The 20,940-nt window shown below is 71.9% G+C and carries 22 protein-coding genes; 13 read left to right on the top strand and 9 right to left on the bottom strand.

What is annotated here, in order from left to right:
• Nucleotides 1-68 precede the first annotated feature (68 nt).
• The 6 genes from MUY14_RS23895 (at nt 69) to MUY14_RS23870 (ending at nt 5,705) form a co-directional block, all read left to right on the top strand.
• Nucleotides 69-1,118, top strand: coding sequence for an acyl-CoA dehydrogenase family protein (locus MUY14_RS23895; protein WP_247012006.1), 1,050 nt, complete (start codon nt 69-71; stop codon nt 1,116-1,118).
• Nucleotides 1,119-1,123: 5 nt separating this feature from the next.
• A complete protein-coding gene (locus MUY14_RS23890) occupies nt 1,124-2,278 on the top strand; it encodes an acyl-CoA dehydrogenase family protein (RefSeq protein WP_247012004.1) in 1,155 nt (384 codons plus the stop codon).
• Nucleotides 2,275-3,183 (top strand): bifunctional MaoC family dehydratase N-terminal/OB-fold nucleic acid binding domain-containing protein, encoded by a 909-nt coding sequence (locus MUY14_RS23885; protein WP_247012002.1) that lies wholly within the window; start codon nt 2,275-2,277, stop codon nt 3,181-3,183. Before MUY14_RS23890 ends, MUY14_RS23885 begins: the two co-directional genes overlap by 4 nt.
• Nucleotides 3,180-3,566 carry an acyl dehydratase gene (locus MUY14_RS23880; protein WP_247012000.1) on the top strand — a complete coding sequence of 129 codons (387 nt, stop codon included), beginning with the start codon at nt 3,180-3,182 and terminating at the stop codon, nt 3,564-3,566. Before MUY14_RS23885 ends, MUY14_RS23880 begins: the two co-directional genes overlap by 4 nt.
• On the top strand, nt 3,563-4,732 hold the full coding sequence (locus MUY14_RS23875; protein ID WP_247011998.1) for a lipid-transfer protein: 1,170 nt from the start codon (nt 3,563-3,565) through the stop codon (nt 4,730-4,732). The genes MUY14_RS23880 and MUY14_RS23875 overlap by 4 nt, the downstream gene beginning before the upstream one ends.
• 88 nt (nt 4,733-4,820) lie before the next feature.
• Nucleotides 4,821-5,705 carry a DUF5134 domain-containing protein gene (locus MUY14_RS23870; protein ID WP_247011996.1) on the top strand — a complete coding sequence of 295 codons (885 nt, stop codon included), beginning with the start codon at nt 4,821-4,823 and terminating at the stop codon, nt 5,703-5,705.
• Nucleotides 5,706-5,770: 65 nt separating this feature from the next.
• Here the strand turns inward: MUY14_RS23870 and MUY14_RS23865 are convergent, their stop codons facing one another.
• The 6 genes from MUY14_RS23865 to kstD are packed head-to-tail and all read right to left on the bottom strand — an operon-like array spanning nt 5,771 to nt 11,210.
• Nucleotides 5,771-6,223: a riboflavin kinase gene (locus tag MUY14_RS23865; protein ID WP_247011994.1), complete on the bottom strand. Its 453-nt coding sequence runs from the start codon at nt 6,221-6,223 to the stop codon at nt 5,771-5,773.
• 57 nt (nt 6,224-6,280) lie between these two features.
• Nucleotides 6,281-7,126, bottom strand: coding sequence for a MaoC/PaaZ C-terminal domain-containing protein (locus MUY14_RS23860; protein ID WP_247011992.1), 846 nt, complete (start codon nt 7,124-7,126; stop codon nt 6,281-6,283).
• Nucleotides 7,127-7,134: 8 nt separating this feature from the next.
• A complete protein-coding gene (locus tag MUY14_RS23855; RefSeq protein WP_247011990.1) occupies nt 7,135-8,166 on the bottom strand; it encodes a ferredoxin--NADP reductase in 1,032 nt (343 codons plus the stop codon).
• On the bottom strand, nt 8,159-8,416 hold the full coding sequence (locus MUY14_RS23850) for a hypothetical protein (RefSeq protein WP_247011988.1): 258 nt from the start codon (nt 8,414-8,416) through the stop codon (nt 8,159-8,161). Before MUY14_RS23850 ends, MUY14_RS23855 begins: the two co-directional genes overlap by 8 nt.
• Entirely contained in the window at nt 8,413-9,549 is a 1,137-nt protein-coding gene (locus MUY14_RS23845; protein WP_247011986.1) for a Rieske 2Fe-2S domain-containing protein, read from the bottom strand. Before MUY14_RS23845 ends, MUY14_RS23850 begins: the two co-directional genes overlap by 4 nt.
• Nucleotides 9,546-11,210: a 3-oxosteroid 1-dehydrogenase gene (kstD, locus tag MUY14_RS23840; protein WP_247011984.1), complete on the bottom strand. Its 1,665-nt coding sequence runs from the start codon at nt 11,208-11,210 to the stop codon at nt 9,546-9,548. Before kstD ends, MUY14_RS23845 begins: the two co-directional genes overlap by 4 nt.
• A 197-nt stretch (nt 11,211-11,407) precedes the next feature.
• Between kstD and MUY14_RS23835 the strand changes: the two genes are divergently transcribed.
• The 7 genes from MUY14_RS23835 to MUY14_RS23805 all read left to right on the top strand — a co-directional run bounded on the left by MUY14_RS23835 (nt 11,408) and on the right by MUY14_RS23805 (nt 18,446).
• Nucleotides 11,408-13,006: an FAD-binding protein gene (locus MUY14_RS23835; protein WP_247011982.1), complete on the top strand. Its 1,599-nt coding sequence runs from the start codon at nt 11,408-11,410 to the stop codon at nt 13,004-13,006.
• Between the two features lie 33 nt (nt 13,007-13,039).
• Nucleotides 13,040-14,203, top strand: a complete 1,164-nt coding sequence (gene hsaA / locus MUY14_RS23830; protein ID WP_247011980.1) for a 3-hydroxy-9,10-secoandrosta-1,3,5(10)-triene-9,17-dione monooxygenase oxygenase subunit — start codon at nt 13,040-13,042, stop codon at nt 14,201-14,203.
• Nucleotides 14,203-15,048, top strand: a complete 846-nt coding sequence (hsaD, locus tag MUY14_RS23825; RefSeq protein ID WP_247011978.1) for a 4,5:9,10-diseco-3-hydroxy-5,9,17-trioxoandrosta-1(10),2-diene-4-oate hydrolase — start codon at nt 14,203-14,205, stop codon at nt 15,046-15,048. Before hsaA ends, hsaD begins: the two co-directional genes overlap by 1 nt.
• On the top strand, nt 15,048-15,959 hold the full coding sequence (gene hsaC, locus MUY14_RS23820; protein ID WP_247011976.1) for an iron-dependent extradiol dioxygenase HsaC: 912 nt from the start codon (nt 15,048-15,050) through the stop codon (nt 15,957-15,959). Before hsaD ends, hsaC begins: the two co-directional genes overlap by 1 nt.
• On the top strand, nt 15,956-16,495 hold the full coding sequence (gene hsaB, locus MUY14_RS23815) for a 3-hydroxy-9,10-secoandrosta-1,3,5(10)-triene-9,17-dione monooxygenase reductase subunit (RefSeq protein ID WP_247011974.1): 540 nt from the start codon (nt 15,956-15,958) through the stop codon (nt 16,493-16,495). Before hsaC ends, hsaB begins: the two co-directional genes overlap by 4 nt.
• A 103-nt stretch (nt 16,496-16,598) precedes the next feature.
• Nucleotides 16,599-17,726: an alpha/beta fold hydrolase gene (locus MUY14_RS23810; protein WP_247011972.1), complete on the top strand. Its 1,128-nt coding sequence runs from the start codon at nt 16,599-16,601 to the stop codon at nt 17,724-17,726.
• Nucleotides 17,727-17,846: 120 nt separating this feature from the next.
• Nucleotides 17,847-18,446: a hypothetical protein gene (locus MUY14_RS23805; RefSeq protein WP_247011970.1), complete on the top strand. Its 600-nt coding sequence runs from the start codon at nt 17,847-17,849 to the stop codon at nt 18,444-18,446.
• Here the strand turns inward: MUY14_RS23805 and MUY14_RS23800 are convergent, their stop codons facing one another.
• The 3 genes from MUY14_RS23800 to MUY14_RS23790 form a co-directional block, all read right to left on the bottom strand.
• Nucleotides 18,447-18,701, bottom strand: a complete 255-nt coding sequence (locus MUY14_RS23800; RefSeq protein WP_009075408.1) for a Smr/MutS family protein — start codon at nt 18,699-18,701, stop codon at nt 18,447-18,449.
• A 115-nt stretch (nt 18,702-18,816) separates the two neighbouring features.
• Entirely contained in the window at nt 18,817-19,878 is a 1,062-nt protein-coding gene (locus tag MUY14_RS23795) for an MBL fold metallo-hydrolase (RefSeq protein ID WP_247011969.1), read from the bottom strand.
• 9 nt (nt 19,879-19,887) lie between these two features.
• Nucleotides 19,888-20,907, bottom strand: coding sequence for an acyl-CoA desaturase (locus MUY14_RS23790; RefSeq protein ID WP_247011967.1), 1,020 nt, complete (start codon nt 20,905-20,907; stop codon nt 19,888-19,890).
• Nucleotides 20,908-20,940 lie beyond the last annotated feature (33 nt).

Here is a 20,940-nt window from a genome sequence, read left to right as displayed (position 1 = left end):
TGCCGCGCCGGTCCATTCCGGCTAAGACTAGAACATGTTCCAGTATTGCGCCGAGCCGGAGGTCGGGCGTGGACTTCACCCTTGACGACACGCAGAGCGAGATCGCCGCGCTGGCCGCGAAAGTGCTCGGCGCCGAAGACGATCCCTGGCGCGCCCTCGCCGGATCGGGCTTGCTGGCGCTCGCGCTGCCCCCCGATCTCGAGGGCGACGGCCTGGGCGTCGCCGAAGTCGCGCAGGTCCTGACCGAGGTCGGCCGGGCCGCCGCGCCGGTGCCCGCGTACGCCGCGCTCGCGCTGGGCGTCCTGCCGGTCGAGACGCTCGGCACGCCCGCCCAGCGCGCGGAGTTCCTGCCGCCGGTCGCGGCCGGGGAAGGGCTGCTCACCGCGGCGCTGCACGAGCCGTCCACGCCACTGACCGCCGACCCCGCCGCCTCCGCGCGCGCGGCCAACGGGAAGTGGCTGCTCGACGGCGTGAAGACGGCGGTCCCGTACGCCGCCGAAGCCACCCGGATCCTCACGCCGGTGACCACTCCGCACGGCACCGCCGTCTACCTGGTCGACCCGCGCGCCGACGGCGTCACGCTCGTTCCCACGCGGAACTCGGCCGGGACGCCGGAGTGCACCCTGCGGCTCGACGACGTCGCCGTCGAAGAGACCGACCTGCTCTTCGACCGGGGCGCGGTCGCGGCGCTGCACCGGTTCGCGCTGGCCGGCGCGCTCGCGCTCGGCGACGGGCTGGTGGCCGGCGCCCTCGCGCTCACCGTCAAGCACGTCGGCGAACGCGCCCAGTTCGGCCGTCCGCTGGCGGCCTTCCAGGCGGTGGCGGGCCAGATCGCCGACGTCTACGTCGCCGCGCGCACCGTGCACCTCGCCGTGACGTCCGCGGTGTGGCGGCTGGCCGCCGGCCTCGACGCGGACGCCGAACTGGACATCGCCGCCTACTGGCTCGCCGAGGAAGCCCCGAAGGCGCTCGCGACCTGCCACCACCTGCACGGCGGTGTCGGCGTCGACGAAACCTACCCGCTGCACCGGTATTCGTCGGCGGTCAAGGATCTCGGCCGGGCGCTCGGCGGCGCCGCGCACCGGCTCGGCAGGCTCGGCGAACGAGTGGCGGGGTGAGCGGGATGCACGTCGAACTGACCGCGGCGCAGAAGGACCTGCGCGCGGAGCTCCGCGCGTACTTCGCCGGGCTGATCAGCCCGGAGGAACGCCGGGAAATGCGGCGGGAGCGGCACGGACCGGTGTTCCGCGAGATCGTCCGCCGGATGGGCCGCGACGGCCGGCTCGGCGTCGGCTGGCCGAAGGAGGACGGCGGGCAGGGTTTCGGCGAGATCGAGCAGCACCTGTTCGTCGACGAGGCCGCGCGCGCCGACGTCCAGCTGCCGTCGGTGACGCTGCAGACCGTCGGGCCGACGCTGCAGCAGTTCGGCACCGACGAGCAGAAGTCCTTCTTCCTGCCCAAGATCCTCGCCGGGGAGATCCACTTCGCGATCGGCTACACCGAACCGGAAGCCGGCACCGACCTCGCGGCGCTGCGGACGACGGCGGTGCGCGACGGCGACGAGTACGTCGTCAACGGCCAGAAGATCTTCACCACCGGCGGGCACGACGCCGACTACGTCTGGCTCGCCGTCCGGACCGCGCCCGACGCGCCCCGCCACAAGGGCATCTCGATCCTCATCACCGACACCAGAGATCCGGGCTACTCGTGGACGCCGATCATCACCTGCGACGGCGCCCACCACGTCAACGCGACGTACTATTCGGACGTTCGCGTGCCGGTGAACCGGCTGGTGGGCAAGGAGAACGAGGGCTGGCGGCTGATCACGACGCAGCTCAACCACGAGCGCGTGATGCTCGGACCGGCCGGGCGCATCGGCGGGATGTACGACCGCGTGCGCGCCTGGGCCGCCGCCCACGATCTGCTCGACCTCGCCGACGTGCGGGCCGTGCTGGCCGAAGCGATGGCGGTGACGCGGGTGAACGAGCTGCTGAACTGGCAGGTCGCGGTGTCTTCGGCGACCGCGCCGGTCGTGGTCGGCGACGCGTCGGCGACCAAGGTGTTCAGCTCCGAGGTGATCCAGCGGATCGGCCGGAACCTCGAAGAACTCGTCGCCCGCCACGGCGATCCGGCCGATCCGGACACCGCCGAGCTGGCCGAGTGGCTGGACGTCTGCGCCAAGCGCAACATCGTGCTGACGTTCGGCGGCGGGGTCAGTGAAATCCAACGGGAGCTGATCGCGTCGATCGGCCTGGGCCTGCCGAGGGTGCCGCGATGACCATCGAAGAAACCGCCCGGGAAATCGCCGCCCGCGGGGAGTGCGCGCCGCGCCTGGCGCGGGACCCGGTCAACCAGGCCATGGTGAACAACTGGGTCGAGGCCATCGGGGACGCCAACCCGGTCTACACCGACCCGGAGTTCGCCGCGCAGAGTGTCCACAAGGGACTGGTCGCGCCGCCCGCGATGGCGCAGGTGTGGACGATGGGCGGGCTGAACGTCCCGCGCGGCAGCGACGACCCGCTCGGCCTGATGATGGAGTTACTGGACGAAGCCGGGTTCACGTCCGTCGTCGCGACGAACTCCGAGCAGACCTACCACCGCTACCTGCGGCCGGGCGAGCAGGTGGAAGCGCGGACGAAACTGGAAGACGTCGTCGGGCCGAAGAAGACCGCGCTCGGCGAAGGCTGGTTCGTCACCACGCGGATGACCTGGTACGTCGAGGGCGAAGCCGTCGCGGAGATGATGTTCCGCGTCCTCAAGTTCCGGCCGCCCGCGCCGAAGCCGCCGGCGGCGCCGGTGCTGCGGCCGGTGATCAGCAAGGACACCGAGTTCTTCTGGGACGGTCTTCGCCGGGGCGAACTGCGCATCCAGCGCTGGGGCGAGACGCTGCGGCACCCGCCCGGCCCGATGCCGCCGGACGGCGCGCTCGACGCCAAGCCGGACTACGTCGTCGCGAGCGGCCGCGGGACGGTGTTCTCCTACGTCGTGCACCACCACCCGCCGGTGCCGGGCAAGGACCTCCCGTTCGTCGTGGCACTGGTGGAACTGGAAGAAGGGGTCCGGGTGATGGCGGAGCTGCTCGACGCCGCGCCGGAGGAAGTCCACATCGGACTGCCGGTGGTGGCCGCGTTCGTCCGGGTCGACGACGACCTGACCCTGCCCGCGTGGAAGGTGGCCCGATGACCGTCGCCGAAGGAACGGAACTGCCGCCGCTGACGATCGAGACGACACCGACGTTCGTCGTCAGCACGGCGCTGGCCACCCGCGACTTCCAGGACGTGCACCACGACCGGGACGCGGCGGTGGCGCGCGGCTCGAAGGACATCTTCCTCAACATCCTCACCGACACCGGCCTGGTGCAGCGGTTCGTCTCGGACTGGGCCGGGCCGGAGGCGCTCATCCGCTCGGTCAAGATCCGGCTCGGGGTGCCCTGCTACGCCTACGACACCTTGACCTTCACCGGCCGGGTGGTGTCCGCCGACGGCAACGACGTCGTCGTGTCGGTGTCCGGTGTGGACTCACTCGGCGAGCACGTCGCCGGCACCGTGGAGGTGACCCTCCCGTGACGCTCTCGGGCAAGGCGGCCATCGCCGGGATCGGCGCGACCGAGTTCTCGAAGGACTCCGGGCGCAGCGAACTGCGGCTGGCGGCCGAATGCATCTCGCACGCACTCGCCGACGCCGGGCTCTCGCCGTCCGATGTGGACGGACTGGTGTCGTTCACCATGGACGGCAACGCGGAGATCGCGGTGGCGCGGGAACTCGGCATCCCGGAGCTCAAGTTCTTCAGCCGCATCCACTACGGCGGCGGCGCGGCGGCGGCGACCGTGCAGCAGGCCGCGATGGCGGTGGCGACCGGGGTCGCGGACGTCGTCGTCGCGTACCGGGCGTTCAACGAGCGCTCGGGGATGCGGTTCGGCCAGGTGTCCCCGGCCGCGGCCGGCCAGGTGAACTCGTCGGGGGTGGACAACGCTTTCCACTACCCGATGGGCATCGCGACCCCGGCGGCCACCGTGGCGATGGTCGCGCAGCGCTACCTCCACGACTACGGCGCGACCAGCGAGGACTTCGGCCGCGTGGCGGTGATCGACCGCAAGCACGCGGCGACCAACCCGAACGCGTGGTTCCACGAGCGGCCGATCACCCTGGAGCAGCACCAGGCGTCGCGCTGGGTGGCCGAGCCGCTGCACCTGCTCGACTGCTGCCAGGAGAGCGACGGCGGCGTCGCGCTGGTCGTCACCAGCGTGGAGCGCGCCCGCGACCTCGCGCGGCCGGCGGCGGTGATCGCCGCGGCGGCCCAGGGGAGCGGGCCGGACCAGTACGTGATGACCAGCTACTACCGCGACGACCTGGCCGCGCTGCCGGAGATGGGCGTCGTCGGGCGGCAGCTGTGGGGCCAGTCCGGGCTCGGACCGTCCGATGTGGACGTCGCGGTGCTGTACGACCACTTCACGCCGTACGTCCTGATGCAGCTGGAGGAGCTGGGCTTCTGCGGCCGCGGCGAGGCGAAGGACTTCATCGCCGGCGGCGCGCTGGAACTCGACGGCGCGCTGCCGCTCAACCCGCACGGCGGCCAGCTCGGCGAGGCCTACATCCACGGCATGAACGGCATCGCCGAAGGCGTCCGGCAGGTCCGCGGCACGGCGGTCAACCAGGTCACCGGCGCGTCCCGGGTGCTGGTCACGGCGGGCACGGGCGTGCCGACCAGCGGACTCATCCTGACGGGTGACTGAGGCGTCACCTCATTGACGGCTGGTGCGCGGCCGTCGTGGGTGTCACGGTGGAGACATCACCCACGACGGAGAGTGAGGACAGCGCGCGATGGTCGTCGACTGGGCGCTCATGGCGGTGTTCGCGGCCCTGGCGCTGCCGTGCGTGCTGCGGCTGGTCCGCCTCGACTACGCGCGGCTGGGCCACGGCCTCCGCCACGGCGACCTGGCCGAGCTGCTGCTGGTGGTCGCGATGGTGGCGATGGTCTCCCCGGTCGGCGGCCCGATTCCGGCGGCGGGCTGGCAGGCGGTGCTGGTGCTGACGACGGGCTGGTTCACGGCGGCCTGGTGGCGGGGGCGCTCCTGCGCCCACCACGCCCTCTCGGCGGCGGCGATGTTCTACATGGTGACGGCGATGCCGCACCCGGGCACGCACGGCCCGTGGCTGACGATGTCCACAATGGACACCCGGCTGGCCCTGCCGCTGCCGGCGGTGGCGGCGGCGGGGTATTTCGTGGCCGACGCGGTCCGCACGGGGGTGATCGCCCTCCGCGGCACGGCGACGACGGCCGGACACGCTTCACCCGCAATCGGCGGCGCGGCGACGGTGGCCGACTCCGGGCACGCCTCGCGCCCGATCGGCGGCACAGCCGGGCAGGCCCCGCATGCGATCGGCGGCGCGGCCGGGCAGGCCCCGCATGTGATGGGCGGCACGGCCGGGCAGGCCCCGTATGCGATCGGCGGCACAGCCGGGCAGGCCCCGCATGCGATCGGCGGCACAGCCGGGCAGGCCCCGCATGCGATCGGCGGTACAGCCGGGCGAGCCCTGCGGGCGATCGGCGGCGCGACCGGGCAGGCACCGCATGCGACCGGGCATGCCCTGCACTCGATCGGTGGCACGGCGACCGCCGCCGGCTCCGGGCACGCTTCGCGCGCGATCTGCCGGGTGGCGATGGGCGCCGGCATGGGCTACCTGCTCCTCGCCTCGGCACTCTGACGCCCGCGGGCTCGTGAGTGGGAAACAGTGTTCCAACCCTGTTTCCCGCTCGCGACCCGCGCGGATCAGGTGGTGAGGCGGCGGACCTCGCCCAGGGGGCTGTCCTCGGCGGCCGGCAGGGCGGTGGCCGGGTGGGTGAGCGTCCACTGGGTCGCCGTCGCGATGTCGTTCTTCAGCGCCGTGATCAGGTCCTCGGCCGAGGAGTACTTCTCCTGGTCGCGCAGGTGCGAGCCGAGCCACACCACGAGCGTCTCGTCGTAGAGGTCGCCGGTGAAGTCGAGGAGGTGGGCCTCCAGCAGGCGGTAGCCGTCCGCGCCGTAGTACGTCGGGCGGCGGCCGACCGAGATCGCGGCCGGGATGGGGGTTCCGTCGGCTCGGCGGACCCAGCCCGCCCACACGCCGTCGCCCACGGAGCCGTCCTGGTCGCGCAGGGCGATGTTGGCCGTGGGAAAGCCCAGCTCACGGCCGCGCTTGTCGCCCGATTCGACCGTTCCCCGCACCACGAAGTATTCCGGCATCGCGTTCCGTCCTCCCGAGTCGCTCCCCTCCACGGTAGCGGGCGCGCGGGCGGGGGTTCAGAGCGTGGACAGCACCGTGTCCGCCAGCACGGGGGCGTCGTCGCGCTCGGCCGCCGACGTCGTGACCAGCAGCCTGCCGTCCTCGCGCCACACGCGGATCCGCAGCGTCTCGCCGGGGAAGACCACGCCGGCGAACTTCGTCGCGAACGACGCCACGCGGGCCGGGTCGCCGTCGAGGAACTCGTCGACCAGCACCCGCGCGACGATCCCGTACGTGCACAGCCCGTGCAGGATCGGCCGGTCGAAGCCCGCCGCCTTGGCGAACTCGGGGTCGGCGTGCAGCGGGTTGCGGTCGCCGCACAGCCGGTACAGCAGCGCCTGTTGCGGCAGCGTCGGCGTCTCGAGCACGACGTCGGGCTCGCGCGAAGGCCACTCGATGCGGTCCGACGGACCCCGCGAGCCGCCGAACCCGCCTTCGCCGCGGGCGAAGATGCTCGACCGGGCCGTCCACAACGGACTCCCGTCGGACGAGGTCACCGCGACCTCCTGGACGACCACCGCGGCCTTGCCCTTGTCGTACACGTCCGCGACCCGCGAGCGGGCCACGGCTTTGCCGGACACCGGGATCGGCCGGTGCAGGGTGATCTCCTGCTTGCCGTGCAGCACCTTCGCCAGGTCGATCTCCACACCGGGGAACGACACCGCCGGCGGCTCGAACACGCGCAGGTTGGCCGCGACCGTCGCGAACGTCGGCAGCACCACCAGGTCCCGCTCGTAGGTGTAGCGCAGCTCACCGGGCCCCGCGCCCAGCGCCAGGTGGTAGAGCAGCACGTCCGACGACGTCCAGGCGAAGCTCACCTCGCCGATCTCGGCGCCGATCGCGACGTCGGGGTTGATGGGCACGCGGGCTCCTATTCGTAGCTGATCGAGACGTCGTCGGTGACCGGGAGCGACTGGCAGGCCAGCACGATGCCGTCCGCCATGTCCTCGGCGTCGAGGACCTCGTTGTGCAGCATCTTCACCTCGCCCGAGACCACCCGGCACGCGCACGCGCTGCATTGTCCCTCACGGCAGGAGTACGGCGCGTCCATGCCCGCGGCCAGCAGGTGGTCGAGGAGCTTGCGCTGCCGCGGCCACGCCATCGACCGCGTGTCACCGTCCAGCGAAACGGTCAGCGACGCCGGTGCTTCGCCGGACTCCGGCTCTTCCTCGGCGACGACGTCCTCGAACGGGTTTCCGGTCAGCGACGTGAACTTCTCGACGTGCACCCGGTCCCGGGGCACGCCGAGCTGCCCGAGCGCCTCCCGCACGGCGGCCATGAACGGCGCCGGCCCGCAGAGGAACGCCTCGTGCGACGTGTACGCCGACGCCAGCCCGCGCAGCTGCGAGACGTCCGGCAGGCCCTGGACGCTTTCCAGCCAGTGCACGACGACCAGCCGGTCGCCGTGGCGCTTGGCCAGCGACGCCAGCTCGCCCGCGAAGATGACCGAGTTCTCGTCGCGGTTCGCGTAGACCAGCACGACCCGCCCGGATCCGGTCTCCAGCGCCGTTTTGAGGATGGCCATCACCGGCGTGATGCCGCTGCCACCGGCGAACAGCAGGAAGTCTTCGTCCACCGACGCCGGGCAGAACACGCCCGCCGGCGCCAGCACGTCGACCTGCATCCCGGGCCGCAGCGAGGAACAGACCCAGCTCGACCCGAAGCCGCCGTCGGTGCGCTTGACCGTCACCTGCACGCGGTTCTCGTGCGGCGCGCTCGACAGTGAGTAGCAGCGTGCCACCGAACCCGTCCGGTCACTGGGGATCCGCAGCGTCAGGAACTGCCCGGCCGTGTAGGAAAAGGCCGCAGCGTGTTCGGGCGGGACCTCGAAGACCACCGACCGCGCGTCCGGCGTCTCGACGACGACGTCGGCGACCGTCAGTGTGTAGACCCGCTCAGCCATCGGCCACCGCCAGCGTGCCGTCGCGCACGGCGTCGCCGATGCTGTCGGCCAGTTTCGGGCACGTGTCGAGCAGCGCCGAAGGACCGTCCGCGTCGGCGAACACCGGGCACGTCTCGGCGGGCCGGGACGTCCACTGGATGCTCGTGTGCTGGATGCTGTTCTTCTTCACCAGCACGCACGTCCCGCAGCTGCGGCATTCGTGCGGTCGCAGCCCGCCCGCGAGGAACTCGGTCTGCTCGGCGGTGGTCACACTTCCGCCTCGGTCTTCCGGCGGGCCAGGTTCTCCGCCACCTCGGCCGCCCACGCCTCGTTCGCCTTCGAAGTGTCCACTTCGAACTCGAAGCGCCGGGTCATGTCCTCGGTGACGTCGGCCGCGTCGACGTAGAATTGCTGGTACCAGCGGCGAAGCTGGTAGACCGGACCGTCCTCTTCGCACAGCAGCGGGTTGTCGATCTGCGTCTTGTGCTTCCAGATCTCGACGTCCTGCAGGAAGCCGGCGCCGATGCCCTTGGCCAGCTTCGCCGCGATCTTGTCCGCGTGCTCGTCGGTGAGCCCGTGCTGCTTCTTGACCTTCATCCCGTACTGCAGCACGAACGACGTCGGCGTCACGGGGTAGTGGCAGTTGATGAGCACGCTCTCGATTTCGTAGCCCTGGAACGAGTTCACCAGCTTGTTGATCATGTAGGACGGCCCGAAGTACGACGCCTCCGAGCGCAGCAGGTTGTCCTCGCCGCCGTAGTTCGACGCCATGCCCATGTCCGGGCGGCCCTTGGTGTTGAGGTACTGCGTGGCGATGTGGCCTTCGAAGACGTTCTTGAAGTACGTCGGGTAGGCGTAGTGAATGTAAAAGAAGTGCGCCATGTCGACGACGTTGTCGATGATCTCGCGGCAGTTGGACCCGTCGATGAAGATCGAGTCCCAGGTCCAGTTGCTCCACTCGGGACTGTCGGCCGCTTCGATCTCCGGGATGGCGAGCTCGTCCGGCGGCGGGTGGCCCTCCGGGTCGTGCCACACCATGAGCTGGCCGTTCCGCTCCAGCGCCGTCCACGACCGCGTCCGCGCGCGCAGCGGAACCCGCTTGGCGTAGGGGATCGAGACGCACTTGCCCTTGCCGTTCCAGCGCCAGTCGTGGAACGGGCACGCGACCTCGTCGCCCTTCACGCTGCCCTGGGTGAGGTCCCCGCCCATGTGCCGGCAGTAGCCGTCGAGGACGTTGAGGCCGCCCTTCGAGTCGGCGAAGACCACGAGTTTCGTGCCGAACGCCGTGACGGCGTGGGGTTTCCCGTCGCGGAACCGCTCGGCCAGGCCGAGGCAGTGCCAGCCGCGGGCGAACCGGGCCGGCGGCTCACCGGCGTAGATCGTGCGTACGGACTCCTGCGTCATCGCTCGCCTCCCGTGGTGCCTTGATCTTCGTTCGCCAGCCGCGTCGCCGCAAGGTAGCCGAACACCATGGCCGGGCCGATGGTCGCGCCCGGGCCGGCGTAGGTCCGGCCCATCACGGCCGCGCTGACGTTGCCCGCGGCGGACAGCCCGGGCACCACCGAGCCGTCCTCGCGCAGCACGCGTGCCTGTTCGTCGGTGCGCAGCCCGCCCTTCGTGCCCAGGTCGCCGGGCACGATCTTCACCGCGTAGTACGGAGCCTTGTCGAGCGGGCCGAGGCTGGGGTTGGGTTTGTTGCGCGGGTCGCCGTAGTAGTGGTCGTACTTGCTGACCCCGCGCCGGAAGTCTTCGTCGACGCCGGTGCGGGCGAAGCCGTTGAACCGGGTCACCGTGGCTTCGAGCGCGTCGGCCGGCACCTCGATCTTCGCCGCCAGCCCGGCCAGCGTCGACGACTTCGCCGCGATCCCGGCCTTGAACCAGCGGCCGGGCAGCGGCTGGCGCGGCCCGATGCCGGTGAACATGTAGCGGTCCTTGTAGCGCTGGTCGAACAGCAGCCAGGTCGGGATGTGCTCGCCGGGCCCGTCGCCGTCGCCGTACATCGCGTGCACCGCCTCGACGTACGGCGCGGACTCGTTGACGAACCGCTCGCCGCGCGCGTCGACCATGATGCTGCGCGGGCGCGACCGCTCGGCCAGCGCGAACCAGGGGCCGCCGGTGAGCGGCAGCGTCGGCCCCCACCAGGCGTCGTCCATCAGGTCGAGCGCCGCGCCGAGCTGGATGCCGGCGGTGATGCCGTCGCCGGTGTTGGCGGCGGCGCCGACGGTCCAGTCGACGCCGATCGGCGCGCGCTGGTACTTCTCGCGCATCTCCAGGTTCTGCTCGAAGCCGCCGCTGGCGAGGATCACGCCGCGCCGGGCCCCGACGACGCCGTCCGGGGTGACGACCCCGGTGACACGCTCGCCCTCGACCCGCAGGTCGACCAGCGGCGTGTTCAGCCGGACGTCGACGCCCGCCCTGGTCAGGCCCACCCGCAGGCCGGCCGCAAGCGCTTGCCCCATGCTGAGCAGCCGCTGCCCGCGGAGCTTCCCCGCGATCCACTGGACGCCCAGCGAAAGCAGCCGGGCGCTGCCGCGCGGGTGCCGGGCCAGGAGGCTCAGCCAGCGGTAGTCGGCCTGGGTGATCGGCACGCCGAGCGGGGGAGCGCTGTACGGCGGTTCGAGGTGGGCCAATTCGGCGCCGAGCAGCTTGCCGTCGAAGGCCATCGGCTCGACCGACCGGCCGCCGGGCCGCCCGCCGGGCGCTTCGGGGTGGTAGTCGCTGTAGTCGCGCACCCACCGGAACTTCAGCGGCGTGTGGTCGCAGACGAACTTCAGCACCTCGGGGCCGTGGCCGAGGAACGCGTCCCGCCGGACGGCCGGCACGACGTCGCCGACGATCGAGGCCAGGTACTCACGAGCCCGCTCGGGCGGTTCGTCGATCCCGGCGGCGCGCAGAGCGTGGTTGCCTGGCAGCCAGACCCCGCCGCCGGAGCGGGCGGTCGAGCCACCGAAGCAGGCCGCCTTTTCGAGGACTACGACGCTCAGACCGCGGTGAGCCGCGGCCAGCGCGGCGGTCATCCCGGCGGCGCCACTGCCGACGACGACGACGTCGAACTGCTCCGTCATGCCACCTCACTGTGTCGATGGTTACCGATCCGGCCGACAGCCACGGCGGAACAGCTGCCGGTGAGCGGGTCGCCACCGGTCTGCACCCGCCTGCTTTTCGGCCGTATCGGTAACGTGTTCCACAAGACGAGTATCCAGTTGAGAGACGCTTTCGGTCACCATAGACGAGAACGTGTTTCAGTTCTAGGGTACCGACCATGGACGAACTCGTCGCGGACGTGGTCATCGTGGGGCTCGGAGCGGCCGGCGCCTGCGCCGCCCTCGAAGCGGCCGACGCGGGAGCCGACGTCGTCATCGTCGAGCGGTTCGACGGCGGTGGCGCCAGCGCGGTCAGCGGGGGCGTGGTCTACGCGGGCGGCGGGACCGCCCAGCAGCTCGACGCCGGCGTCGACGACTCGGTCGACGCCATGTACGCCTACCTGCGGCTCGAGGCCGGCGACGTCGTCGCCGAAGGGACGTTGCGGCGGTTCTGCGAGGGCAGTCGCGAGATGATCACCTGGCTGGAAGGCAACGGCGTGCCGTTCGAAGGCAGCCTGTGCCCGTACAAGACGTCGTATCCGAGCGATGCCCACTACCTGTACTACTCCGGCAGCGAGGCCGCCGGCGGCTTCCGCGACGCGGCGAAGCCCGCCCCGCGCGGTCACCGCGTCAAGGGGCCCGGGACCTCGGGAAAGCTGCTGATGACCCGGCTCAAGGAAGCCGTGGCGAAGCGCGGGATCCGAGTCCTGCCGCAGACACGCGTGCGCTCGCTGGCCCAGGAGGACGGTCGCGTCACCGGGGTCGTCGCCGACACGCTGCGCGACGCGCCCGCCGGGGTGCGGGCCCGGCACCGGCGGCTCGCGCAGTACGCCGCGAAGCCCGGGATCTACGTGCCGTCGCTGCGCCGGTCGCTGCACCGGCGGGTCGCGCGCCTCGAACGGCAGCACGGCCGTGAGCTGCGGATTTCCGCCCGGCGCGGGGTCGTGCTCGCCGCGGGCGGGTTCATCGCGAACCGCGAGCTGGTGCGTGAACACGCGCCGGCGTACCGCGGCGGGCTCCCGCTCGGCACCTCCGCCGACGACGGATCGGGCATCCGCCTCGGCGTCGAGGCCGGCGGGGTTACCGGCGAGCTCGGCCGGATCTCCGCGTGGCGGTTCATCACCCCGCCCAGCGCGTTCCTCGGCGGGATCATCGTGGACGCCGCGGGCCGCCGGGTCATCGACGAATCCCGGTACGGCGCCGCGGTCGGGGAGAAGCTCATCGAGGAGCACGGGGGCCGGGGCTGGCTGCTCGTCGACGCGCCGGTCGTGGCCGACGCCCGCCGGGACACGAAGGCGCAAAGCCAGTGGTTCCAGGGCCTCCAGCTGCGGTACCTGCTGCGCCGCGGCCGCGTGACCGGCGCGACGGTCGAAGAGGTGGCGCGCAAGGCCGGCGTCGACCCGCAGGGGCTGCGCGCCAGCGTCGAGGCTTACCACGGCGATCGCGATCCGGTGGGCAAGCCCGCCGAGTTCGCGCGGCGCCTGGCGCACCCGCCGTACTCGCTCATCGACATCTCGGTACGGCCGAACCTCGGCTACCCGACGCCGATGCTGACCCTCGGCGGCCTGGTCGTGGACGAGGACACCGGCGCGGTGCGGAACGCGGCGGGGGCGCCGATCCCGGGCCTCTACGCCGCCGGGCGCACCGCCGTGGGAATCTGTTCCAGGTCCTACGTGAGCGGTCTGTCCCTGGCCGACTGCGTGTTTTCCGGCCGCAGGGCGGGGATCAACAGCGCGCTGGCGCAGGGTGTTCTCGACAAAAACGAGAACGTGTTCTAGTCTTGGCGCAGTGAACGCGAGAGAGGACTGCGCATGAACGAGCAGGTGATCGCCGGGGTCCGGGACCTCCTGCCGGTCCTGCGGGAACGGGCCCAGGACACCGAGGACGCGCGGAACGTCCCCGAGGAGTCCGTGAAGGCCCTGCAGGAGACCGGGTTCTTCAAGATGCTGCAGCCGAAGTCCTTCGGGGGCCTCGAAACCGACCCGGTGAGCTTCTACACCGCGGTCAAGCTGATCGCGAGCGCGTGCGGGTCCACCGGCTGGGTCGCCTCCATCCTCGGCGTCCACCCGTGGCACGTGGCGCTGTTCGACCAGCAGGCCCAGCAAGAGGTCTGGGGCGCGGACCAGGACGTGCGGATCTCGTCGTCGTACGCGCCCATGGGCAAGGCCGAGGTCGTCGAAGGCGGCTACCGGCTCTCCGGCCGCTGGAGCTTCTCCTCCGGCTCCGGCCACTGCACGTGGGTGCTGCTCGGGGGACCCGCGTTCAAGGACGGCAAGCCGGTCGACTTCTGCACCTACCTGCTGCCCATCGCGGACTACGCGATCGTGGACGTCTGGGACACCGTGGGCCTGCGCGGCACGGGGTCGAACGACATCGTCGTCGAGGACGTCTTCATCCCGCAGCACCGGGCGCTCAGCTTCATCGCGACGTCGAAGTGCAAGGTGCCGGGCCAGGCGATCAACCCCGGGCCGCTGTACCGGCTGCCGTACGGTTCGGTGCACCCGTCCACGATCACCGCGCCGATCATCGGCATGGCCCAAGGCGCCTACGACGCGCACGTCGAGCACCAGCGCAAGCGCGTGCGGGCCGCGTACGCCGGTGAACAGTCCAAAGAGGACCCGTTCGCCAAGGTGCGGATCGCCGAGGCGGCCAGCGAAATCGACGCGGCGTGGCTGCAGCTGACCCGCAACATCGAGGAGCTGTACGAACTGGCCGAGCGCGAGGAGCGGCTGCCCACCGATCTCCGGCTGCGCGTCCGGCGCGACCAGGTGCGCGGCACCGAACGCGCGATCGCCGCGATCGACCGGCTCTTCGAGAACTCCGGCGGCCGGGCGATCCAGCGCGGCACGCCGATCCAGCGCTTCTGGCGCGACGCGCACGCGGGCCGGGTGCACGCGGCGAACGACGCCGAGCGCGCCTACGTCATGTTCGGCACCGGCGCCTTCGGGCTCCCCGTCGAGAACGCGATGTACTGATGGCCGCTCCGGAAGGCAAGTACGTCCGTGCGGGTTCGCTGAACCTGCACTACCACGAAGCGGGCGCCGAGCACGCCGAGACGGTCATCCTGCTGCACGGCGGCGGGCCCGGCGCGTCGGCGTGGAGCAACTTCGGGCGCAACCTGCCGGAGTTCGCCAAGCACTACCGGACGATCGCCGTCGACCAGCCCGGGTTCGGCCGCTCCGACAAGCCGACCGAGCACCCGCAGTACTTCCGGCACAGCGCGGACGCCGTCGCCGGGCTGATGGACGCACTGGGGATCGAGCGCGCCCACTTCGTCGGCAATTCCCTCGGTGGCGGCGCGGCGGTCCGGCTGGCGCTGAACCACGGCAAGCGCGCCGGGCGGCTGGTGCTGATGGGGCCGGGCGGGCTGAGCGTCAACCTGTTCGCGCCGGACCCCACCGAAGGCGTCAAGAACCTCGGCCGCTTCGCGGCCCACCCCAGCCGTGAGCGCATGGAAGCGTTCCTGCGCATCATGGTCCACGACCAGAAGCTGATCACCGACGAGCTGATCGACGACCGCTTCGCCGCGGCGAACACCCCGGAGTCCCTGGCCGCGATGCGCGCGATGGGGATGTCGTTCGCCCAGCCCGGAACCTACGAAGAAGGCATGCTCTGGCGCGAAGCCCACCGGCTGCGCCAGCGCGTGCTGCTGGTCTGGGGCCGCGAGGACCGCGTCAATCCCTTGGACGGCGCGCTGGTGGCGTGCAAGACGATTCCGCGCGCGCAGCTGCACGTGTTCGGCGGCTGCGGGCACTGGGCCCAGCTGGAGAAGTTCGACGAGTTCAACCGGCTGGCCCTCGACTTCCTCGGGAGTTCCTGATGGGCATCCGGTCACTGGGCTACCTGCGCGTCGAAGCCACCGACATGGCCGCGTGGCGCGAGTACGGGCTCAAGGTGCTCGGCATGGTCGAAGGCAGCGGCACCGACCCGGACGCGCTTTACCTGCGCATGGACGACTTCCCGGCACGGCTGGTCGTCTCACCCGGTTCCGCCGACCGGCTGGCCGTCACCGGGTGGGAAGCCGCGAACGCCGGCGAACTGGCCGAGATCCGGTCCCGGTTGGACAGTGCGTCCGTGCCGTACAAGGAGGGCACGCCCGACGAACTCGCCGACCGGCGCGTCGACGAGCTGATCAGCTTCGACGACCCGTCCGGCAACACCCAGGAGGTGTTCCACGGCGTCGCGCTGCAGCACCGGCGCGTGGTGAGCCCGTACGGCCACAAGTTCGTGACCGGCGAGCAGGGTCTCGGGCACGTCGTTTTGTCCACAAAGGACGACGAGGCGTCGCTGCGGTTCTACCGGGACGTCCTCGGCTTCCGGCTGCGCGACTCGATGCGCCTGCCACCGCAGCTGGTCGGCCGTCCCGCCGACGGCGCGCCCGCGTGGCTGCGCTTCTTCGGCTGCAACCCGCGCCATCACAGCCTGGCGTTCCTGCCGATGCCCACGCCGAGCGGGATTGTGCACCTGATGGTGGAGGTGGAGAACACCGACGACGTCGGCCTGTGCCTCGACCGCGCGATCCGCCGCAAGGTCCCGATGTCGGCCACCCTCGGCCGGCACGTCAACGACCTGATGCTCTCCTTCTACATGAAGACCCCGGGTGGCTTCGACGTCGAGTTCGGGTGCGAAGGCCGCCAGGTCGACGACGACAACTGGATCGCTCGCGAAAGCACCGCGGTTTCGTTGTGGGGACACGACTTCTCGGTCGGTGCGCGGCCGCCCGGGTCATGACCGCGATGGCGGTCGACCAGGCCGGCTTCCGCAGCGTGCTCGGGCACTTCTGCACGGGAGTCACGGTGGTCACCGGCCGGGACGGCGACACTCTCGCCGGGTTCGCCTGCCAGTCGTTCGCCGCGTTGTCGCTGGATCCGCCGCTGGTGCTGTTCTGCCCGGCCCGGACTTCGCGGACCTGGCCGGTTCTCGCCGCGGCGGGGCGGTTCGCCGTCAACGTGCTGGCGGAGGACCAGCAGGAGATCAGCGCGGTGTTCGGTGCCCGGGGTGCGGACAAGTTCGCCCGGGTCGCCTGGACGCCGGCCCCGTCCGGGGCGCCGCTGCTCGACGGCGCGCTGACGTGGATCGACTGTTCTCTCGAGGCGGTGCACGAGGCGGGGGACCACTACGTCGTGATCGGCCGGGTCACGGCGTTGGGTGCGCCTTCGGAGGCGCGGCCGCTGCTGTTCCACCGGGGCCGTTACGCGGTGACCGAGCCGGCGCGGGACGCACTGGCGGCGCTGATGCCGTGGCCCCGCCCGGACGACTGGCTCTGACCGGCGGCCACGGTTGCCGCCCGCTGCGCTCGGGTGCGCGGGCCGGGGTTCCGGTTCGAGGCGGGCTGCACCCCGCGGCCCGTTTCCCGTAACGGGCGCCGAGGTGCGCGCGACTTTCCCGGAGTCGTCGCCCGAGGAGGAGCTCGTGCAGTGGTGCGGTTTCCCGGCCGCCGAGGTCGAATTCGGCCCGGCCGGTGAGCTCGTCGGGGACCGGGGTGCGGCCGTTCGGGAGCTGGCCGGCGCCCCGGGCGTCACCGATCTCGTCGTCCTCTGCCACGGCTGGAACGACGGTCACCTGGTCGCGCGCCTGCTCTGCTCGGCCCTCGCCGGGTCGATGCGGTCGGTCGGCGGGGCCGGGCGGGGGATCGCCCTCGTCGGCGTGCTGTGGCCGTCGCGGAAAACCGCCGGGCCGGACGCCGGGCTGCCGGAGCGGCTCGATCTGCTGCGGGACCTCGTGCCCGGCCAGCGGCTCACCATCGACGCCGCCGCCGACCTGGTCCCGGCGCTGCCGGTCCGCGCCACCGCGCGCACCGCGTTCGCCGCCGCGCTGCTGTCGGTCGCCACCCGCGGCGCGGACGACCACGAAGACGCCTCCACGCAGCTGTTCACCCTCCCCGGCGGCACCGTCATGGACCGCCTCGGGAAGGCCGCGGCGACGCACCTGCTCGACTTCCTCGCCTGCTACGAGCTCAAAGCCCGCGCGGACGAGGTGGGCGTCCGCGGGCTCGCGCCGCTGCTGGCGACGTCGCCCGGCGGGCCGCAGATCCACCTCGTCGGCCACAGCTTCGGCGCGCGGCTGGTGACGGCGGCCGCCGGCTCGCTCCCGGCCGGCTCGCTGGCGACGCTCACCCTGCTGCAGGCCGCGTTTTCCCACTTCGGCTTCGCCGCGGACTGGGGCGGCGGCCGCGCGGGCGTGTTCCGCCACGTGCTGGACGAGCGGGTCGTGCGCGGGCCGATCCTGGTCACGCACTCCGCCGCCGATTTCGTCGTCGGCGTCCCGTACGCGATCGCGGCCCGGATCGGGGACGCGCCGTACGGCGCCATGGGCCACGACGGCGCGCAGCGGACCGCCGAAGCCGTCACCACGGAGCTGGTCCCGGTGACCGGGACCTACCGCTGGCGGCCGGGCGTGCCGCACAACCTCCGCGCGGACCGCTTCGTGCGGAGCCACACCGACGTCACCGGACGGGAAATCGCTCACGCGCTGTGCTCGGCGATCGCGGCGAGTTAGCACGACCGGGTGGTTGTGCACCGGTTCACAGGTGGGCCGCATCCCATTCGCGAGAAAAAGTCGAGCCCCTGCGCGCACACTGTTATCGAGATGACGTCTTCTGGGAGGAGTGAGTCGCGCATGCGCAGGCCCAGCGGACGGATCGCCCGGTTCCGGCGCCGGTTGCACCCCGGGCGCAACCCGCTGGCGCGCACGGGCGACCGGTTCGAGTCCCTCCTGCTCCTCCTGGTGATCGCCGGCGCGCTGCTGGCCGTGCCGTTCGCGGCGGCGTTCGGCTCCGAGACCTACGCCGCGCAGACCACCCGCGCCGAGCAGGAGCGCACGACCCGCCACCCGGCGACGGCGGTCTCCCTCGCCGCGGCGCCCAGCCAGACCTACAGCACCGACGGCGCCGGCGCCCCGGCCGACCAGACGACGGTCCAGGCCGCCTGGTTCGACACCCGCGGCGCCCGCCACACCGGCGACGTCCTCGCCGACGCGGGCAGCCCGGCCGGCACCCGCGTGTCCGTCTGGCTCGACCAGCGCGGCGAACTGACTGCGGAGCCGCTGTCCCCGTCGACGTCGGCGGCCGACGGCGTCTTCGCGGCGATCCTGCTGTGGGTCGCGATCACGGGCTCCCTGGCCGGTTTGTACGGCGCCGGCCGGTTCGTCCTGGGCCGCCTCCACTCGGCGGCGTGGGACCGCGCGTGGGCCGAAACCCGGCACGACACCCGGTTCTGATCACTTCCAGCGGAAGTGCACGAACACCCGGCCGAAGTTGTCCTTGTCCTTCTCGACCCGGTGGTAGAGCGCCTTGACGTCCTTGCGCTCGAGGAACCGCAGCACGTGCTTCTTCAGCTGACCCGACCCCTTGCCGGGGATGATCTCGACGAGCGGCGCCTTCTTGGCGACGGCCTCGTCGATGACCGCGCGCAGGGCCCGGTCGATCTCGCCGCCGCGGTTGTAGATGTCGTGCAGGTCCAGCTTGAGCTTCACACGCGCTCCCGTGCTCGGCCGACGCCCGCGGCCCCTCGGGCGCGCTCGTCAGGTCGGTCTCCCGCCCATCCTCACCCGTGGTGCCCGCGCGCGGCAACGCCCGTTCGCCCGCCGGTCACAGTGCCTGCCACCAGCCGTCCACCGGTGGGGGTGCCGTGACGTCGATGCGCTCGCCCGGGCGGGGGATCGCCAGGTCCAGGTCGGCCGCCTTCGCTTCGCGCCACACGCGGTCCGCCGGCTCGCCCCACGGGTGCATCGCCAGCTGGAACGTCGCCCAGTGCACCGGGACCAGCAGCTTCGCGCGGACGTCGAGGCCCGCCGCGACGCCTTCCTCCGGTGTCATGTGGATGTCCGGCCACAGCGGGGCGTACGCGCCGATCTGGATCAGCGCCGCGTCGAACGGGCCGAGTTCGGTGCCGGTCTTCGCGAAGCCGTCGAAGTAGCCGGTGTCGCCGCTGTAGAACACCCGGTGGGACGGGCCCAGCAGCGCCCACGACGTCCACAGTGTGCCGTCGTTGGAGATGCCGCGGCCGGAAAAGTGCTGGGCCGGCGTCGCCACGAAGCGGACACCCGCCACCTCGGCCTCTTCGTGCCAGTCGAGTTCGATGATCCGGGCGGCCGGCACGCGCCAGCGTTCCAGGTGCGCGCCGACCCCGAGCGGGACCAGGAACGGCGCCGTCGTCGACGTCACCAGCTCGCGGATGGTGGCCAGGTCCAGGTGGTCGTAGTGGTCGTGGGAGATGACGACCGCGTCGACCCGGCCGACGCCCGACAGCGGCACCGGCGGTTCGTGCAGCCGGCGCGGGCCGGCGAACGCCGCGGGGGACACGCGCTCGCTCCACACCGGGTCCAGCAGCACGCGGGCGCCGTCGAGCTCGACCAGCGTGGACGCGTGGCCGTACCAGGTCAGGTGCACGCCCTCGGCCGAGTCGACCGGGGCCGCCGCGACCAGCGGGACCGCGCCGCCCGGTTTGCGCAGTTCGCGGTGCTCGCCGAAGAACATCTCGCGGAAGATGGTCCGCATCGACGCCGCCGTCATCGGGTGGCGCGGGGCGACGTTGCGGAACACCTTGCCGTCGAACTGCGGCGAAGAGCGCATCCGCTCGGCTCGCGCCCCGGACGCCTTCGCGCCGAACGCCGCCGGCAGGTCCCGCAGGGCCGCGATCGTCTTCCTCATGACCCGAGTCTACGAACGGTTCCTGAGAGGGGCCCCAGCTTCATGCAGGTGGGTGAGGGCCTGCCGGTAGGACTCGACCAGGCTCGTCTGCAGGTAGGGGACACCGAGCTCGGCGCAGTAGGCCTGGACGATCGGCTGCGCCCGCCGCAGGTGCGGCGACGGCATGCTGGGGAACAGGTGGTGCTCGATCTGGTAGTTGAGGCCGCCGAGCGCGACGTCGGTGACGAGGCCGCCGCGGACGTTGCGGGACGTCAGCACCTGCTTGCGCAGGAAGTCCAGCCCGGCTGGCCCGGTCAGCGTCGGCATGCCCTTGTGGTTCGGCGCGAAGATCGACCCCATGTAGACACCCCACAGTCCTTGGTGGACGGCGAAGAACAGCAATGCCATGCCGGGGGAGAGGACGGTGAACAGCGCGCCGAAGTACAGGACGTGGTGCGCGACGAGCAACGCGGCCTCGGTCTTGCGGTGGCGCAGTCCCGGCTTGCGCACCGCGCGGATCCCCGACCAGTGCAGGTTCAGCCCTTCGAGGGTGAGCAGCGGGAAGAACAGGAACGCCTGGTAGCGCCCGATGAACCGGGCCACCCCGCGGCTGGCGCGCGCCTGGTCCTTCGACCACACCAGGATGTCCGGGTCGACGTCGGGGTCGAGCTCCTCGTGGTTCGGGTTGGCGTGGTGGCGGGTGTGCTTGTCCATCCACCAGCCGTAGCTCATCCCGACCCCGAGGTTGCCCGCCACCATCCCGGCGACCTCGGTCGGCCGGCGGCGCCGGAACACCTGCTTGTGCGCGAGATCGTGGGAGAGCAGCGCGATCTGCCCGAACATGACGGCGGTGAACGCCGCGACGGCGAGCTGCCACCACGAGTTCCCGAGGAAGGCGAACGCCACCCACCCGCCGGCGAAGAGCCCGGCGACGACGGAGATCCGGAGGGCGTAGTAGCCGGGACGGCGCGCCATCAGGCCGGCGGCGGAGATGCGGTGGCTCAGCCGGGCGAAGTCGCTCCCGGTGCGCACGAGGTTGTCTGCGGTCACCCACCCGAGTCTTCACGACCGCGGGCTCCAGCG

The organism is Amycolatopsis sp. FBCC-B4732 (assembly GCF_023008405.1).
GTDB classification, from domain to species: domain Bacteria; phylum Actinomycetota; class Actinomycetes; order Mycobacteriales; family Pseudonocardiaceae; genus Amycolatopsis; species Amycolatopsis pretoriensis_A.
The sequence above is the reverse complement of the archived record's forward strand: the minus strand, read 5'-3'. Positions and strand labels throughout refer to the sequence as shown.